Source organism: Paenibacillus sp. SC116, assembly GCF_024733555.1.
Classification (GTDB): Bacteria; Bacillota; Bacilli; order Paenibacillales; family Paenibacillaceae; genus Paenibacillus_B.
This window is the reverse complement of sequence record NZ_JANIOF010000001.1, coordinates 122867-142444: the sequence shown is the minus strand read 5'-3', so window position 1 is coordinate 142444 and position 19578 is coordinate 122867. Positions and strand designations below refer to the sequence as shown.

The following is a 19578-nucleotide window of genomic DNA, read 5'->3' as shown; positions in this document are numbered from 1 at the left end:
CAGATAAATGGAACAAAGAGATCATTACGCGATCCCTTTGCTCCACATCTCCATGATGTTAATCTTCAACTCGCAATGCCAAATCTTTTATTGTTCGATAACGGAATATATCAAAATTGTCTAAGTAAAGTCCATTTTTCTCCATCTCGACTTCTAACCGAATCGCCATCAGTGAATGGCCTCCTAGATTAAAGAAATCATGAGTTACTCCGATATCATCCCGATTAAACAACCTTTTCCAAATTTCAAGAATACACTTTTCAATCTCGTTTTGCGGCTGGATCGCCTGCTCTTCATTGGTTTCTATAATTGGATCAGGCAACAACTTCCGGTCTATCTTTCCATTCGGTGTCTGAGGCATCGATTGCAAGGCAACAAATACGGATGGAATCATGTATACGGGAAGCTTGTCACCTAGAAACTCTCTAAGCTCCCAAGTGCTCATTTCAATTTTCCAAACGATATAAGCAGCAATGTACTTATCGTCAGTGAGACCATTCCCACTCCTAACGATAACGGCCGCTTCTTTTACAGCTGGATGCTGCGTTAATATATTTTCGATTTCACCCAGTTCAATTCGATAGCCGTTTACTTTAACCTGATGATCCATTCTCCCTAAATAATGCAGCACACCATCTGAGGAGACTCGTCCTAAATCACCTGTACGATAAACATGCAGTTTATGTCCAAACGATTTAAGCTCAACGAATCTTTCCATCGTGAGCAGCTCATTGTTTAAATAACCTCGTGTCACGCCTTTGCCGCCAATACATATTTCACCGACAACTCCATCTGGGACCGGCTGCAAATATTTATCTACGATGACGACCTGAGTATTTACAATGGGGCTGCCAATCGGGATTGCCTTCTCAGTGAGTGAAGTAATCTCATGCATTGTCGACCAAATCGTTGTCTCCGTTGGTCCATACATATTGTACAGTCTGGCCTGCGTCTTGAGTTTGAGCTCATTGGCAAGATCAGTCGGGAATGCTTCTCCGCCTACCAGCAGCACTTGCAAATTCGATAAGAACGCACTGGAATTAGAATCCTCTACGAGCGCTTTTAAACGAGAAGGCGTACTTTGCATCATCGTAATGGAGCGCAGCCCTTGAATATAGCGATTAAAATTCAGCCGTGAATGCTGATCGGAATGTATAACGATCTCCATTCCATTGGACAACGTCCAAAATAGTTCCAATACACTAATATCAAATGATATCGTTGTAACGGATAAAAAGACATCTTCTGGAACGGACTGCAATCGTTGATTCATACCGACTATGAAATTGAGCACATTTCCATGCGTGACCATTACTCCTTTAGGAACGCCTGTCGATCCGGAAGTATAGATGACATACATCAAATCCTCAGACCCATTCCATGCATCTAACTCATGTGAGGCATATTGTTCTAGCGATATTGAATCGAATGGAATAACCCGAGCATTTGACTCGATGCGACTCATGTCCTGGCTATTAGCATCTACTAGACCGAGCTTGCTGCCACTAGTTTGGAAAATAAGCGTCTTTCTTTCCTCAGGAAACGCGGGATCAATAGGCACATACGCTGCACCAGCTTTTATAATCCCTAATAACGCCACAACCATATTCAATGACTTCGTCATCATGACACTGACCAGCTCATTCGTTTGAACATGAGCGCTCTCGCGTAAATACCGAGCCAGCTGATTGGATCTCTCGTCTAGCTGCTTATACGTAAGTGTATCGTCTTCAAATCGAATAGCGATCTGATCGGGTCTGCTCCGAACGTGGCTGGTAAACCAATCCTGCACTGTATGATGTTCGAGGTAAAACTCCAGTGGTGCAGTTATCCGTTGAACAAGTTCTGACTTCTCATTTTGCAGGAGGAGATCAACTTGAGATAATGGTGTCTCTGCCTCATCACATAGACGTTGCAGCAAAGATACAAAATGATCAGCCATTTGTTCAACTCTCGATTTAGCAAATAATACAGAGGCGTACTCGATTCGTATGCTCATCTCATTATCGCTCGAAGCATATACTTCAAACGTCAAATCAAACTTGGCCGTCTTCGTAAACATCGGCTGGAAAGTGACACGATCCAGCTCTAAAGCAGATAGGTTACCACGTTCATCATCTTGATTAAAAATAAACATCGTATCGAATAATGGATTTCGGCTAACATCTCTTTGAACGCCAACTTGTTCAATGATTCGTTCTAACGGGAATTGTTGATAATCCATGGCTTGCAGCATTTCATCCCTAACAACGTTCAGATGCTGGGCAAAAGGCTGCGCCCCGGATAACCTAACACGTATCGGAACCGTATTGACGAACATGCCAATGACGTCTGAATATTCGTCGCTAACCCTCTCACTCATCGCAGAACCAATGATAATATCTTCTTCCCCTGTATACTTATGAAGAAAAACAAAATAGGCTGCCAACATCATCATATTCATTGTGCATCCATACCGAGCAGATGTTTCCTTCAGCTTTACAGCCAGCTCGGCGTTGATATCAAATAAAATATAGTCACCTTGATGACTCTGGATGGGCGGACGCTCATTATCAATTGGAAGATGAAGCACAGGTACCTCATCTTTGAAAGTATCCGTCCAATAATGGTTGGCCTGTTCGATCTTAGTAGGGCTCAAATAATGAGAAGCTGTATGCACGTATTCCTTGAATTGCTTGGTCAGTGAAGGCAATACCTCTCCCTTGTAAAGCTCGAACAAATCACGTATGAAAATATTCATAGAGATGCCATCGCAAACGATATGATGAATATCCGTCAGCAAGTAATGCTTTGTATCGGATTGCTTATATAGACAAGCTCGGAATAAAGGTCCGGTTACTAAGTCAAACGGCCTAACGAATGTATCAAATGCTGCCTGCACATCGTCTGCTTCAGTCAACACCGTTACAGAGACGTCCAACTCTAGGGAATCATGGACAATGATTTCCACTTCATCATCGATCATGTGAAATGAAGTGCGCAGCGACTCATGCCTGTCTACTAATTGCTGTAGTGCTTGCTGCATCCTAATCATGTCCAAAGTACCTTCTAGAATAAAGCAAGCTGGCATATTGTAAGTGACGCCTAGCTTCTCTAATCTATCGAGAATAAATAGTCGCTTCTGGTTAGGTGAAGCAAAGGGACGATCATCTTGTTTAGCTATCGATTTCTCCGTTTGTTCCTCTTTATGAAGCATCAAATATTGATGAATCGCTGCTGCAGTAGGATTTTTGAACAATACACTTATTGGCACATGCTGTTCAAACACCTTATAAATCGAATTGCTTAATTTAGCTGCTTTAAGAGAGTGTCCGCCCTCCTCAAAGAAATGGCTGTTCATTCCTAGCGGCGCTTTATTCAACACTTCCTCGAATAACGCTACCAGCAGTTTCTCATCGCCGCTGGTTGGAAGTTCTAACTGCTGCAGATTGGCCCTTTGCTCTATAGCAGGGAGCGCGCTGCGATTTATTTTTCCTGATGTCGTTAACGGCATCACATCGAGTTCAATAAAGTAACTTGGCACCATATAAGTAGGCAGTTGTTCAGCCAGATAGTACTTTATTTGCTCAGCCGTCACTTGATCTGCAGCAACAAAGTACGCACAAAGATATCGGTCCTCAGCATCTTCACGTAGAACGACAACCGCTTCTTTCAAAGCTTCGAACTGTAATAGAACCGATTGAATCTCACCTAGTTCGATGCGATAACCTCGAAGCTTCACCTGATCATCGATACGTCCTAAATATCGGATATTACCGTCCATCATCCACTGCGCTAAATCTCCCGTACGATACATGAGCGAGCTTGAGTCTACGATATCCGGTACGAACTTTTCTGCTGTCAACGCATCTAAATTCAAGTAGCCTCGTGCAACTCCATCCCCTGCAATGCACAACTCACCTGGCTGACCTACAGGAACCGGATTACCAGTATCATCTACAATGTAGATTCTTGTATTATCAATTGGTTGACCAATTGGAACATAATCTCCGATATTGCTTCGCGAGCAATCATACCAGGTCACATCAACGGTAGCCTCTGTCGGACCATACAGATTGATTAATGTCGCAGAAGCATGAGAGCGAATTAACTTATTAAACTGAATAACGTGATTTTTATAAAGTGCTTCACCGCTTGTAAAGACATACCGCAAGGAGTTAAAGCTAGATTCGCTTGAATGTGCTTCTAAGTATTCATAGAACAAATGAAGCATAGAAGGAACAAAGTGAATCACGTTAATCTTCTCTTGTTCAATCGTTGCAGCAATACGTGCTGGCTCTTTTTCGTCCCCTTGCGGGAGCATAACGACTTTGGCGCCAACCATACTCCACCAGAATAACTCCCAGACTGACACATCAAACGTAAATGGTGTCTTCTGCAATATAATATCGTTTTCTGTGATTGGGAACTGCTTCTGCATCCATACCAGCCTGTTAATGACGGAATAATGCTCGATCATAACACCCTTAGGACGGCCTGTTGAACCAGACGTGTAAATGACATAAGCCAAATGACGTGCATCACTAACAGGCGACAAATTGCTGCCATCCCCAACGTAAAGCTGCGAATCATCAATCGCAATATACGCCCATTTTCCAGCGACTTTATGTATCCCTTTCTCCTGGATAAGTACAAGCTTCGCCTTACAATCGCTGCAAATGTACTGAATGCGATCATCCGGAAAGTCTGGAGAAATCGGCACATAAGCTCCACCTGCTTTTAGAATGCCGTACAATCCGATCATCATCTCCACGGAACGCTCAACCATGATCGGGATGAGATCATCTGCCCCTACACCCTTTGAGCGCAGCACACGTGCCAGCTGATTTGCTCTTTCATTTAATTCCCTATACGTCAATTGCTCGGCTCCATAGCTTACGGCAATATGTTCGGGCGTCTTCTCTACTTGGCGTTCAAACCATTCGTGAAGGGTACTATTGCGCTCATACTCTGCATCCGTCTGGTTAAATGTGTGTACAACTAGTGCTCGATCATGCTCCTGCAGCAAACTAATTTCTGCAATTGTGGCATTAGGGTTAGCAAGCACCGACTGTAAAATTGTGCAATAATCTTGGAGCATCCGTTCTGCCGTATGCTTCGCGAACAATTGACTTGCATATTCCAAGTTAAGAAAAAGACTTTTCTTATGCTCAACTACTTCGAGCAGCAAATCAAACTTTGCAATCCCGTGCTTAAAATCACAAGATTGGAGACGAAGACCGCTCTTCTCCGCTTCTCTAACATGGCGGTTTTGAGAAATAAGCATAATCTCATTAGCATCCATATTTTGAAGTACAAACAAGGCATCAAATAAAGGATTGCGACTCAAATCACGTGTATAATGCAATTGGTTCAGCAGCGTTTCCAACGAAAAGTCTTGATTGTCATACGCATCAAGTGCACTTTGACGAATCTCCTCAAGGAAGCTCGTAAATGGCTTCGACTTCTCTGGATAATTGCGCAGCGGCAATGTATTTACGAACATGCCTACCACTTTGTCAAATGCAGCATTGGATCTACCGGATACAGGTGTGCCAATAACGATATCATCCTGACGAGCATACTTGGACAGCAAAATATAGAATGCACTAAGCAGAACCATGTGCATCGTTACGCCTTGCCCAGAACAAAATTGGAACAAGCGCTGTCCTAAATCAGGCTCCAGCGTAATTGTCACCTGTCCCCCATCAAAGCTTTGCAATGGTGGTCTGCTAAAGTCAGTTGGTAATTGCAGCACCGGCACAGCCTCGCTAAACTGATTCAGCCAATACGTTTCCTGCTGATTCATATACTCAGAATCTATAAGTCGATTCTGCCAATCGGAGTAATCATAATACTCCACGGATGAAGGAGAAATGACATTGCCGTTGTACAATTCAAAGCACTCATTCATTAGGATGCCAATCGAAATCCCATCGGCGATACTATGATGAAAATCATACAAAAATAAATGCCTATTCACGTCTATTTGCTGTAACTTAAACCGGAAAAGCGGTGCTTCACTTAATTGAAATGGACGAATGAACGATGCAATCGTTTCATCTAAGCCTTGCTCACTCCATTCTTCATATTCAATCGTAAATGGAACATGATTATGGATAATTTGAATGACTTCTCCATCCTCTAAAGCAAAAGAGGTACGAAGAGCAGCATGAGAAGCGACAAGAATCGCTGCCGCGCGCTGCAGTTTCTCTACATCCAACTTCCCTTCCAAATAAAGTGCGCCCGGAACATTATACGTCGTAGCTGTTTCCTCTTGCTGTTGGATGATGAACAAGCGCTTTTGATGAGAAGAAGCCGAGTAATGGCTACGTACTTCTACGGAAGGAACAACTGCTGGAACAGCAGGTCGAGATGGCATTTGTTCGATATACGTTGCCTGCTGTTGTATCCGATCATAATGAAAAGCAAAGGTAATCGGCACCGAAACCCCAAATTGAGCTTCTAATCTCGCCGCTAGTTTCATCGCCTTTAAAGAGTTGCCTCCAAGATCAAAAAAACTGCTCGTCGTCGAAATCGTGTCGATGTACAAAATATCCATCCAAATTGCCGCAATCGTTTTCTCTGCTATTGTTTGTGGGATATGAACCTCTTGATCTTTAGCCATCGATACGGACGGATCTGGCAACCGTTTGCGATCTATTTTCCCATTTGCATTTAGTGGAAACTGACTCAGTTCAATAAACTGACTCGGTATCATAATTTCCGGGAGAAGATCCGCTAATGCTGCTTTCAAAGCTACTGCATCATAGGTACATGCTGTTACATAGTAAGCAATAAGCCTAGTTTGTCCCAACCGATCTGTAGAAGCACATACAACCGCTTGACGAATGCCCTCTAAAGATCGCAGCGCGGATTCAATTTCCGATAGCTCGACACGCTGTCCGCGTATCTTTATTTGATGATCAAGCCTACCCATATACATGATGTTTCCATCATGCTGAACTCTACCCACATCGCCTGTCTTGTAAATTCGTTCTGTTCTTCCGTTTAACTGAATCTTGATAAATGCAGCGTCCGTCTTCTCTGGATCGCGCAAGTAGCCAAGACTTAAGCCAACTCCAGCAACAGCAATCTCCCCAACTTCTCCATCCGGAAGAACATCCCCATTAGGATTAATAATGTACACTTGTAAGTTAGATATAGGTTTACCAACTGGAATTATCGTTTCTGAGCTGTGTCGTTCTACTTTATAGTACAAGCATGCAATACTTGTTTCCGTAGGACCGTAATGATTAGATACTTGGACATTAGCCAGAAGTTGATGAAAATGGTGAACGACAGACGAAACAATTTCTTCGCCGCCAATCCATGCGTATTCTAATCCCCGCCAAGAATAAAGCACCAGCTCGCTTCTACTTAAATCATCAACCACTTCTGACATGAGAGACGGTACCATACTAATCAGTTTAATTTGGTATTTATCAAGCAACTGACCGATTCGCTCTGCATTCATCAGCATTCCATCAGGCGGTACAATCGTTGTACCGCCTGTCGTTAATGGCCAAAAGATCTGCCCAATGGAAACATCAAAGGTATGTTTAGATAGCTGCAGCACAGCTTGGGCAGTATGGGCCCCGAACTCTTCGTTCATCCAATCCAGACGATTAAGAATACCGCGATAAGGAACAATAACCCCTTTAGGTGTACTCGTAGAACCAGAAGTAAACAATACATACATCGGATCTTCTGGTGAAACCTCTGTATGGATGTTTTCAACAAGCTCATTCTGCGATTCGTTCAAAACAGAGTATTGTACAGAGACAGACTCCATCGAAATGCTAGCGTACTTAGGTCCAAGCTTCCTTACAAGAATGACCGGACTGTCCAACTCCGACAAAACATCTCCGATCCTTTTAAGCGGCCACGCTGGATCTAGAGGAACATAAGCACAGCCAAGCTTCAAAATAGCAATCATTCCGATTACAGATTCAAGGCTCTTCTCCATGCATAGAGGTATTAGCATTCCTTTCACAACACCTGCAGCCTGAAGCTGATGAGCCACTCGGTTGGCTTCCGTGTTCAAGGATGCATAACTAAGAACATCATCATTATGAATAAGCGCGGGCTCAAACGGCCGCGCTTGAACTTGTTTGCTGAATCGTTCCATAAGTGAGTCGCCCATGGAATGAGACTGAACCTGAACTGCAGATTCCAATTGTTGATTATAAGACACTCGTCCTATCACCTCGCTATTGAATGGGATCGCATTCGTTAACCAACACTTGACTGCACAAGCAATCGACTTTCCACTACATCAAGAGCTTTTTGGAGATTCAGATCGTCTAGGTTGAGATCATTCCAGCTCATTTCATGTTCTAATTTCCCTGTAAGCGCCATCCAAAGCTGCGCAGAAATCGTCGGCATGATCGGGTACGCGAACAAACATAACCCTAGCAGCGCTTGTCCTTTGCTCACATCATCATAAGTACGTACTTGAGCAGCATAGCTCTTTAACGCATGAACGGCTCCACTCGGCGAGAAGAACGGATCACTATACAATTGTTCAAACAATCCCTTGAATGTTTGGATAACGTTCTCATTCGAGATTGCACCCACTTGTCCTTTTTCACTGTTCTGGGACAAAAACGGAAGGAATAGCTCGTTGAATACAGATTGGCTTGTACGATGAAACTGATCTATAGCGAAGTTCGTTTGTCTATGTTCTGGTCCAGTCATCGATAAGTAAAGCCTAACCAAATCCGAGTTCTCTGGCGTAATAAACTCACTCGCCCATACCGCATGTTTACGGCTGGTAGAGAACTTTTTATTTTCTAGCAAATAAAATTCATTAATGATAAAGGAATCGGCTGGCTGCTGCTCGGCAAGTCCCATAATCATTGCAGTATGAAGAACGGTATAATAGAAACTATTATCAAACCCGAAAAATTGCACAATGCTTACATCCTCATTACCATCCCATTGCAGCCCATTCTCGCTTGAATGATGCTCATATCTTCTCTTTATCGTCGCAAGGTGACCCGGAAGCATTTCGAACCATACATTGATGACCTGATTACTCAAAGCTTCCAAAGGCACCGGCACGCCCCATTCACACACATTGGATACAGGAACCTCTGGCAATGGACGGGAAAGAAACTGTCTATACCACTCTCTGAGTCTCGATTTCCACTTATAACTGTTTTGGTTGTAATAAACCTCCAATTGAGAACGAAGCTTTTCCAGAGGGAACACAATGACCCGATTGCTGCGAATAGACGGAGCTGACTCACATCTTAAACATACAGGCTCTAGCATGTGAAGCGGATCGTTAGGATTTCCGCATTCCTCACAGAAGTTTCCTCCACATGGAGCCGTACAGGTAGGACATATCCCTTTTACAAAAGCCTCATACAGATGCTGCTGACAATGCTCGCAATATAAGAAGTCCATTTCTTTTTCAACTAAATAACCCTGATTGTATAAGTCCATAAAATATTTTTGAACTTCTTGAACATGTATAGGATGATCCGGGCTAGTAAACTCGTCCAGACGAACTTGAGCAAGCTGAAGCGACTTTTTTATTTTTGCAGAATAGTCTTCAACTACATCTTTTGGAGAGCGTTTCTCTTGTATCGCTTTTGTAAGCAAATAACTTTGATTGTCATCTGTGCTGCTAATATAGAGTACTTCATGATTCATTAATCGTTGAGCCCGCGTAAAAATATCTGCACCTAAATAAGGCCCTGATACATGCCCCAAATGCAAATCCCCATTCGTTGTAGGGGGAGTCGCCGTCACAATAAACTTTTTACACATCGTAAATGCCTCCTATTCTATTCCCACCATGTCGTAATAAAGATCAAGTCTTCGTTCTCGCTATCATTGCGCAGCGCATGCTGTTCATGCGGCGGTATGTAAATCACGTCACCAGTCTGAACCTTTTGTTCCTCTTCGCCAATAATCATCGTCCCTGCACCTGCTGTAATATAAAACGTTTCATGCTCATGATGCACATGTGGTGCAGATGTTTCTCCAGGCTTCACAATGGCCCACGCAGATCCGAACGGAGGATGGAAAGGCTCCGTGTTGACTTGATACACCCTTCTCATTTGAACTCCGTATTCTTCGGTAATACATTCTTTTTTTAATGCTTGTATATACATGCTAGTACACCGCCTCTTTTATCTTCTCTTTATTGGTTGCAAACTGGTTTGTAATGTCTTGTAAAATATCATTTGCGCGAATTGGCAAAATACTCAACAACGTATCCGAGATTCCATGTGTCATTTCGGACATACCTTGCAAATAAATGTTAGATTTCATCTCAGCATTGGTTTGAACTCGATAGCTTCGGTTTATGACTAACTCGTCATCTTCATAAACGAAATACGGCAACAAACTATCCATAAAGGATGGCATCGTTTTTCGTTCATAGCCTGTTGCTAGAATAACCGCATCTACTTCGAAATTCGTTAACGGCTCTTCGGTTAAATTATTTCTAGTGAGCAGATTGACTTTATGTCCATGCTCGCTAACTTCTACGATATCGGTATAAGAGCAGAGCTGAATCTGTGATTGATTACGCCATTTATCATCATAGATTTTGTGATATAGAGTTTCTAATAAATCGATATCGACGGCTGAATAGTTCGTATCATGATAAAAATTCATAACACGCTTCCTGCTATGACGATTGTGCAAATCAAACATGAAGTCTGCATTTCGTGGGAAGAAGATTTCGTTAACAAATGGACTGTTGTCTGCTGGCTTGAAAGTGGCATTTCGTTGAATGGATAAAATCGTGCTGTCAGGAAAATGATCGGCTAGGTACAAAATGATTTCTACTGCACTCTGTCCCGAGCCTACGACACAGAACTGATGCGATTTTTTCGAAGAAAAGGATGTGATTTCATGAAGGAAGTTGCTGGAATGAAAGATAGGTTTCACTGAGGATTTGGTAAAGGGTTCTGGTATAAATGGCGTACCTCCGACAGCTATTACAATATCTTTAGACATGACAGAGTTTACTTCGCCATCTTTATTTCGGTATACGGTTTGCAGTCGATTGACATCCCCATTACTGCCTGCAATAGGAGCAACATTGATTACTTCTGCCCCCATTTGCATCATATGTTGAGGTAAATGCCTTCTAACCCAATTCAAATAATGAACGTATTCGATCCGTGTCGGGTTGAAATGAGACAAATTAATAAACTCATCAAGCCGTCCATTTTCTTTGAGATAGTTAATGAACGAAAAAAAACTTCTTGGATTCCGTAGAGTTACTAAATCTTTCAAAAATGAAATTTGAAGACGAGCTCCTTCTAAAAGCATGCCAGGATGCCACATGCATTCTTTATTTCTCTCTAAAAACAGCCATTCGTTCTCGTTGCCCCCCTGTTCATCAACAGCAACAGCCAAGGCTAAATTCGATGGTCCTAATCCGATACCCACAACATCTTTTACGTTTTGATTACTCGGTAAATGCTCCAATTACATACCCCTTTTCTTCTAAGTTACTTAACTTACGTAGGATCAACATAAATAGGAACACGCTCTACTTTGATATTTTTAAATAAATATAAATTTTCATTGGAAAACTAGGAATTAAAAGTAAATAAGGTTATGGATATTGAAGGTGCTGAACATAACGCTAAAAGTGCATAAAGATGCTTCATCGATAACAAAATCGTTCTAGGTGAATGAGTTATTGTAATTTTTGAACATTTCATGGTGAGTGTGAATAGTGAAGGTTGAATTGTGATGGATTATGGAGTAAGTGAACTTGCGTTTAAAAACATAATGTGATTGTAAAGTAAGGGAATAGTGAAGTAAATAACAAATATCAACGATTTCTTATACATATCTACATCAATCTACTACATAATTATGCATTTTGTGAAAGTAAAACAGGACAAGGAATTTGAAATGAGTTCATTCCACCTTGTCCTGTTCTATATGCCCTTATTTTATTTCAACAATTGATTGCGCAATAATGACATCTGCTTGTCCATCTGAAATGCAGATGCCGCCAAATCAACAAGCTGCTGTTTCGCATCTGCTGGCACTTCGCCGTCTTCATATTTGTAGTTCAATTTATGCTCTGTCGCAGCCCAGAAATCCATGGAAGAAGTACGCAGCTGGATTTCCGCTGGCACCCACAATATTTCATCTGCCAAAATAACTTTAGTTTGAACAACCAAGTGCAAGCTCTTGTATCCGCTCGGTTTAGGATTTTGAATAAAGTCTTTCACGCGCATAACGCGAATATCTTCCCGCTGCTCGATGTGCTCTTTCATCATATAAACGTCGTCGATAAATGTCGTTACGATGCGCATACCTGCAATATCAAAAATTTGCTCTTGCACCGCTTTTTGATTGAACGGAATGTTCTTCTTTTCAATCTTTTTCAATAAAGACAGCGGATTTTTAATGCGAGATTTCATATGTTCAATCGGTGAATAACCGTATCTTGATTTCCAATCCAGATCAATAATTTGGAAGTCACTTGTTAATTCATTCAATGCCATTTGGTATTGGCGGAAATAGCCACCCCAGTTTTTTTGAAGTAATTCGAAAATTTCGCTTTTGCTTTTTTCTTTTGTTATTTCTGCAGTTATGCCCAATTCCGTAGTTAAGTCTGTAGTTAAATGATCCGCAGCCATATTTTCTGTAGTCAACATTTATGTCCCCCGTGATGAGTAATAGTGTTTGTTACAATTATCATAACTATTCAAGATGAAGAGAACCTGAAAATTAGCAAATAAATTTATTAAATCGTATGGCTTATCCAAAATAAGTGTGTATATAGGCTTTACTCCTCTATTCTCATCGTGCCATCCCTTTACTAAACCAGATGGAAACCAGAACGAGCGCCATAAATGTACAGCTTATAAACGATACAATCCATTCTCCATAAGCTGCAAGCGGAATGCCGTCAACTAACATATATCGACTCACAAACAACAATACGGACCACACGATAATGGCTAACCAATAGTACATCTTCCGCTTAAGCTTTGTACATTCAACTTCCGCGCGGCAGCTTGTGCGGTCCCTCTGTTTATAGAGGAATAGTCCAACGACAGACAAACCAAATAAGGTACTTCCATGCTGTCCGATTTTGTACAGCGGAATCGACCATCCCCCAACATCTAGCGTCTGCTGCAGCAATGGCAATCTCATAACGAAATATCCGTATTTATGTGTACATGCATCCCACACCACATGTGTTGTCATCCCCAGTATAGCGGAGTAGAAAAACACGAAAAACGCTTTTACCGAGTAAATCCCCCAGTTTTCCTTTGCATGACTGTTGTACCAACTTGAAAATGGTCTCGGTAAATGGCCTATAAGCGGTTTCTTCAGTATACGATGAAAAATATAAGCAAGCGCGAGCACGAGTGGAAAGTTAAAAATAAAGAAGCCGATAAATGTATGTCCATATACGGCATGAGGTTTGAAATGAATAAAATATTCTAAATCTGGCGCCATACTCCCAAGTACGAGCGCTGTAAAGCTCAACTTAGAAGTCCGCTTATAACAAGGAATAACTGCGGCGGCATGGGCAAAAGTAAAAGGCATTCCTATACTCCGATCACGACAATCTATTTCGAAATTTGTTTATTACAACTCCGAAATTAGTATAACGGATATTCATCTTCTTCGCATTTCAATAATGTTGGATATGTAAGAAAAAGAAGCTGTCCCAGCAACATGTATACATGTGTGGAACAGCTCTTGTTTGGATTCTGTGCACGATACAGCACTTATTGCAAGCTAATTAATGAGACCATTACAACTACTCGCGATCAAACAATGTAGCACCAGCGATGCCTGGCTTCGTCATTTCGTAAGGATTCAGAATAATATCCAATTCCTCTTCTGTCAGTACGTTATACATCAAGCAAAGCTCTTTAACAGATTTGCCTGTCTCCGTAGCTTCTCTTGCAATACGAGCAGCCACTTCGTAGCCAAGGTGAGGGCTGATTGCTGTAATAATACCCACGCTCTTCTCCACATACTCACGGCAGCGCTCTTCGTTCGCTTCAATTCCTTCCAAGCAGTTCGTACGGAAGGCAGTAAATACATTGCTCATCATGCTTAGCGATTGCAGCAAATTGAATACAAGAACCGGCTCCATCACGTTCAGTTCTAACTGACCAGCTTCGGATGCAAGACAGATCGTATGGTCGTTACCAATAACTTGGAACGCCACCTGATTCACAACTTCACACATAACCGGATTTACCTTACCTGGCATAATAGAGGAACCCGGCTGACGAGCAGGCAAGCGAATCTCACCAAAGCCAGCGCGCGGTCCAGAAGCTAGTAAGCGCAAATCGTTCGCCATTTTAGACATATTCATCATACATACTTTTAACGCGGCAGATACTTCTGTATACGCATCCGTATTTTGAGTCGCATCAATGAGATGCTCTGCATGTACAATTGGGAAGCCAGACAATTCTGCAAGCAGTGCCACAACCCGTTCAATATATCTTGGATCGGCATTCAAACCTGTTCCTACTGCGGTTGCTCCCATATTTACTTCATATAAATGTTCTTTCGTACGTTCAATACGCTTAATATCTCGTGCCAGCATACGGCTGTAAGCTTCAAATGTTTGGCCAAGTCGAATCGGAACCGCATCTTGGAGATGTGTTCTACCCATCTTAATAACATGGTCGAATTCTGCTGCCTTCAAGCACATTGCCTTATGCAGTTCATGCATCGTGACAAGCAATTTATCTAAATGAGTAAGTACGGAAAGATGAATCGCTGTCGGGAATACATCGTTCGTAGACTGCGAACGGTTGACATGGTTGTTCGGACTTAACGATGCGTACTCTCCCCTAGGCTTGTTCAACAATTCCAACGCTCGGTTAGCTATAACTTCATTGGCATTCATATTAATAGAAGTGCCTGCTCCGCCTTGAATCGGATCAACGATAAATTGATCGTGCCACTGGCCTGCAATGATTTCATCCGCTGCTTGAACGATGACATCGCACATATTCGGCTGAAGCTGCTTAACTTCCATATTTGCAATGGCAGCTGCCTTCTTCACAATAGCTAAAGCACGAATTAATTCCTCGTCAATGCGGTAACCTGTTATCGGGAAGTTTTCAACTGCACGCAACGTTTGAATGCCGTAATAAGCATTCAGTGGGACTTCCTTTTCCCCTAGAGAATCTCGTTCTACTCTGGATTGACTCGTAATCATCATGGGAATCCCTTTCTTTCTCTCTCATATTGTAAAACGCTTACTATGCTAAAAATATAAAATCATGTTAATTACAACTTCATTATATATCTAATGATCGTAAATATCTATCCAAAAATTAATATTTATTAGCTAATTTTTTAGCTATCAAATTTGTATGCTTCATAAAAAAACATGGCAGAGTACATACAACCTGCCATGCTCACGAAGTAGGATATTTTGTTGTATTTTACACGCTGCACAGCGCTGTTTATTCCACCGTCTATGTTACGATCTATGATTCCACAATAGGCTGAATCTTAGGAAATACCTGCAGTGCTGTTTCATAGAATACTGCCTTATGGTACGCTGCTGGAATTAGCTCCTGTACAAATTGCAAATACGGTTGTATCGGAGCCAAAGGCCAGTCCGTACCAAATAGCATCTTCTCATAATGGTCGCAGTACGTCACCGCATGGCGAAGATGAGAGAAGAAGAGCGGCGAGTCCTTCAGGCGCGCACACTCTGCCGCGTCCCCCACCATCAGACCAGATAGATCCGCAAATACATTTCGATTTTTATAAACGACTTCAGCACCGTCCAGTACCCACGGATCACCAAAATGAGCCATCATAAAGTTAACTTCGCGATGCTGAACAGCAACTTCATCAATCGTCAGCGGATGGGAATACTTCAATAAACCGCGCTCTGAATACGTATCCCCTGTATGGTACACGACAGGTACTTTATATTGCTTCGCCAATTCATATATCGGCTGGTACACATCATCATAAGCAAAGAACGGATAATAGCCTAAATAAATTTTGATCCCTACCGCCTCTGGCCGCTGTAAGTCCCGCTCCAATGCATCTAGATTGGACTGGTCAAGCTTAAAAGGATTAACACCTGGGCAGTATGCGAATTGTCGAGGGTATTGTTCCAGCATATCCAATCTCATCGGCGTATTCGCTTCTCGATCTGGGAATCCGCCAGCAGCGGTCTCTGTTACTCCCATACCAATCCCAAGAACAACTCCATTCTCCTCATATTCACGCAGCAATCCTGATACCGAATAATCGACATGAGAACGCTCCAATGCAGTCGTACGAAAAGAATCAATATGTGATAAGTGCATATGGGCATCGATGATTTTCATCTGCTACACTCCTTTATCGTCTAGCTCACAACGTTGTGGAAAAGTAAGATTTCTCAGCTGCTCAAGCGCTTTACGTGGAAGCAGTTGATCATGGAAAGCTAGAAACACAGGCATACTTCGCTGTAAGCTGCCATTCGCTATACTCACAGTTCTCGCAAAAGATAAAACCGTAACATCATGATTGGAATACATATGAGGCTTGAGAAGCGATTCATCCGTCACCACATGCAGGATATTACTGCCTTCTCCCATGCCAATAGCGTAATGTTCATATTCATTCACGTCTAGCTCTCCTGCACCAAGACGATAGTATATCGGTTCCCCATCCACTTGGAACGTACGCAGCCAGGCAGACTGCTCTGCATTCGTATTTAGCCATAGATCCGTTGTAATCCCCTTGCCATTCCAATATGTACCCGTCTCCTGATGAATGTCTGATATATAAGCCAACACAGGTACATTAGGCAGCATAAGATAGTACCCAATCCAAGTTAGACCTTTATACGCCTCATGCTCTTTAAGCTTGAAGGACACTCGAATGCCTGACCAAAGATTGCCCACGCTATCTTTCATTTTCACAAACGAAGTTCCACGTTCAGCCTTCAACACAGCGTTCACATGCAGATCCTCAAATGAATCGCTCATTCCGCCTAGCCACGGGTTCCACCAAGATTTAGGTTCATAGTTTGGCAAAGCAGAAACAAGCCACGATTGACCGTCTACTTCCACTCTACATAAGCCGGGATAATAATCACTTGCTGCTTCGATTCGGATTCGGCCATTAAAGCATTCATGCAGAGAGTAACCATCTCGACTGTAAATTCGTTCTCGGACAGGTTCGGCAGAGACTGGGAACAAGACAGAATAAAACTGGGATTGCAAAGTGCCTAGCTTAGCGCTCAACTGTACAAGATGCGCTTTGTCAGTAAATACGGGTATGCTCATCTCCACTTCGGACTCTTCATCTTCGTCTGATAGTACAGAAATAGCAAGAACTTGACTAGTTTCCCCCTTATTCAAATACCCGACACTTACTTCGCCATCCCACACATTCTGCTTCACATCATTAAACTTGACCTGCATTTCTGACAAATCAGGATCGATGAATGAATTACCACCATTCGTTACATATTCAATATCCGGTGTTAATTGGAGTAAACTGTCATCCTCGCTGCTTTTGAGTGCGTAAGCACGAAACGCTTTCCAATTGTCGAATCCGCCAATAGAGAGCGTGATCGCTTCACTCGAACGCTTTTCTCCATGTGCCAGACAGCCCATTTCATACTCAAGTTCTGTGAGCCAATCTGCAAGATTCAATTGATAAGTATCAGGCCAGCACAAACCTATGCTAGTAGAGCTTCTTCTCGAATATATCCAAGGCTCTGTAATTTTGCTTCCATCCCAATAATCATAGTCGCTGCTGTGGGAATTCGCAGTCTCTATGTAGCGCCCTTCATAAGGCAATACGACTCGATGCATATCTTGAGAAATGCGCTGCGACAATGAAAATGAAGTAGAGGCAGCGGTATCACCCGCATTCTCTAACTCCTGCCACAACTTAACCGTCCCATCTCCATGCACGAGCGCATAATTGTATAAAATGATGCCCGGGTATGCGTCAGAATGATACGTATGCTTAATACCTACAGCTCCACGCTCTTCCAGCCACTCCGTAGACGATGGACTCTTCTTGGAAAACTCACTCGCATAAGGCTTGCCTATTCTAGGGAATAGAACACGGATACGGTCCTTAGCATTTCCAATACATGTTATAAAGGTATGACTATGCTCCTTGTCATACTTGATCACATGTTTTCCATTTACAGCCCAATGTCCCTCGTTATCCATCCCGGTAATCATCGCGCCAGGGCCGCTGAACTTTCCACCTATCTCACGGTAAAACTCTACTTCTGGCCCGTTGTCGGGAATAGCTCGAATCATTAGCTTCGTTTCATAAAACCCATAGTCCAACAGGCGATACGGGACTGGAATCGATGCCCGTTCGGCTTCATCGAGTCGGATACGAAACACTCTCTCTTCTAAGCCTAACCATGACACTTCCGGCAGCTCAAACAAGAACACAGCTGGTGCTGGCATATGGCTTTCTATATCCAGATAGAACGTATATGTTCCACCTACGGCATGAAGGATATCAGGTGCCTTCAGTACGATTTTGGCAGGGTGTTTTGGTACAACACCTACTTGCAGCATGGCCTCAGCACCGTTAATGCGAATACGAGTCCGAACCGTCGGACATGTACGCCAATCACTCTGTTCTTCCTCGATTGCCCCGACAAAATAAGAAGCTGTCAAACTTTGCTCGGTCGCCACATGGACATTTTCTTGCCAATTAAACTGGATATTGCGATCATTCTCTCCTGCAAGTTCAACATGCAAAGGTGCACCTGACTTATTCTCAAGCTTATATTGAATGCTGTAAGCTTTTCCGAACACAGGCTTGGCCTGCTCGGCTTCCGCAGATATCTTATAATCATCGGTTTCTATAAGGCAAATGCCTCTGCCTCTTCGTTCAATATCAACACGGACATTACGTTCGTCCTTACTCCAAGAATATGTATACGTTTGGAATCCATTCTTTTCTTGTCCATCACGATTAACTTCTATCGTACGTGTCGAGTCATTATACCAATCGATTCCTTTCATATAAGGAGCAAGAGCTTCACAATTCATAATTTGAGGAATGAAGTTCATGAAGTGTGTCGTATCTTCTCTGTCCTCCCAAAAGAAACCGCATTTTTTGTACAACGGTACAGCCTTCATATTCGATTCCCAAGTATATAGATCAATGCGTGGCCAACCGCGTTGAATCGTCTCTTCCACAGCACGAAGTACGAGCTGCTTGCCAATCTTGTGGCCATGATAATCAGGACGAACATTAAGAATGTGTATGTATAATGCGCCTGTATCTTCTCGATATTCACATACACTACAGTAACCGATCACTTGTTCATCGCAAATGGCTAAAAACACAATCAGTGCGTCGGAGTTTTCTTCCTCGTTCCTTATCTGTGCACCCGTATAAATGGAAGTATTGCCTCCCCAATGCTCTTGGCTGCGATTCCACATTTCCGCGATACTATCCGCATAATCTGGATGATAAGCAGCGATGCTCACTATACTAGACATTACGTTCACCCCACTGTTGTTTAGGTGGAAATAATAGTAATACGCATGCACCTCAATATAGTTTCCATATTATGATAATCTAGTAGACTTTCAATTATTTGATGTACTTTTGTAGAAAAGCTTTAAT

At 42.5% G+C, this 19578-nt stretch carries 9 protein-coding genes; all 9 read right to left on the bottom strand.

From position 1 onward, the window contains the following. Nucleotides 1-58: 58 nt before the first annotated feature. Nucleotides 59-8176, bottom strand: coding sequence for a non-ribosomal peptide synthetase (locus tag NQ117_RS00470; protein WP_258276072.1), 8118 nt, complete (start codon nt 8174-8176; stop codon nt 59-61). A gap of 38 nt (nt 8177-8214) precedes the next feature. Further along, entirely contained in the window at nt 8215-9759 is a 1545-nt protein-coding gene (locus NQ117_RS00465; protein WP_258276071.1) for a class I tRNA ligase family protein, read from the bottom strand. A 17-nt stretch (nt 9760-9776) separates the two neighbouring features. Next, nucleotides 9777-10106, bottom strand: a complete 330-nt coding sequence (locus NQ117_RS00460; RefSeq protein ID WP_258276070.1) for a cupin domain-containing protein — start codon at nt 10104-10106, stop codon at nt 9777-9779. Between the two features lies 1 nt (nt 10107). Then, nucleotides 10108-11436 (bottom strand): lysine N(6)-hydroxylase/L-ornithine N(5)-oxygenase family protein, encoded by a 1329-nt coding sequence (locus NQ117_RS00455; RefSeq protein WP_258276069.1) that lies wholly within the window; start codon nt 11434-11436, stop codon nt 10108-10110. A gap of 476 nt (nt 11437-11912) precedes the next feature. Beyond that, entirely contained in the window at nt 11913-12626 is a 714-nt protein-coding gene (locus NQ117_RS00450) for a GTP pyrophosphokinase (RefSeq protein WP_258276068.1), read from the bottom strand. A 145-nt stretch (nt 12627-12771) separates the two neighbouring features. Next, nucleotides 12772-13527: a DUF4184 family protein gene (locus tag NQ117_RS00445; protein WP_258276067.1), complete on the bottom strand. Its 756-nt coding sequence runs from the start codon at nt 13525-13527 to the stop codon at nt 12772-12774. A 217-nt stretch (nt 13528-13744) separates the two neighbouring features. Beyond that, entirely contained in the window at nt 13745-15169 is a 1425-nt protein-coding gene (gene aspA, locus NQ117_RS00440) for an aspartate ammonia-lyase (RefSeq protein WP_258278115.1), read from the bottom strand. A gap of 274 nt (nt 15170-15443) precedes the next feature. After that, nucleotides 15444-16304: an amidohydrolase family protein gene (locus NQ117_RS00435; RefSeq protein WP_258276066.1), complete on the bottom strand. Its 861-nt coding sequence runs from the start codon at nt 16302-16304 to the stop codon at nt 15444-15446. A 3-nt stretch (nt 16305-16307) separates the two neighbouring features. Continuing rightward, the gene (locus NQ117_RS00430; protein ID WP_258276065.1) at nt 16308-19451 is read right to left on the bottom strand and encodes a GNAT family N-acetyltransferase; all 3144 of its coding nucleotides are present in this window, start codon (nt 19449-19451) and stop codon (nt 16308-16310) included. Between the last annotated feature and the right edge of the window lie 127 nt (nt 19452-19578).

Bases quoted from the DNA above. Each gene is read 5' to 3' on its own strand.
- NQ117_RS00465 (WP_258276071.1), bottom strand. From the start codon at position 9,759: ATGTGTAAAAAGTTTATTGTGACGGCGACTCCCCCTACAACGAATGGG.
- NQ117_RS00460 (WP_258276070.1), bottom strand. From the start codon at position 10,106: ATGTATATACAAGCATTAAAAAAAGAATGTATTACCGAAGAATACGGA.
- NQ117_RS00450 (WP_258276068.1), bottom strand. From the start codon at position 12,626: ATGTTGACTACAGAAAATATGGCTGCGGATCATTTAACTACAGACTTA.
- NQ117_RS00445 (WP_258276067.1), bottom strand. From the start codon at position 13,527: ATGCCTTTTACTTTTGCCCATGCCGCCGCAGTTATTCCTTGTTATAAG.
- aspA (WP_258278115.1), bottom strand. From the start codon at position 15,169: ATGATTACGAGTCAATCCAGAGTAGAACGAGATTCTCTAGGGGAAAAG.
- NQ117_RS00435 (WP_258276066.1), bottom strand. From the start codon at position 16,304: ATGAAAATCATCGATGCCCATATGCACTTATCACATATTGATTCTTTT.
- NQ117_RS00430 (WP_258276065.1), bottom strand. From the start codon at position 19,451: ATGTCTAGTATAGTGAGCATCGCTGCTTATCATCCAGATTATGCGGAT.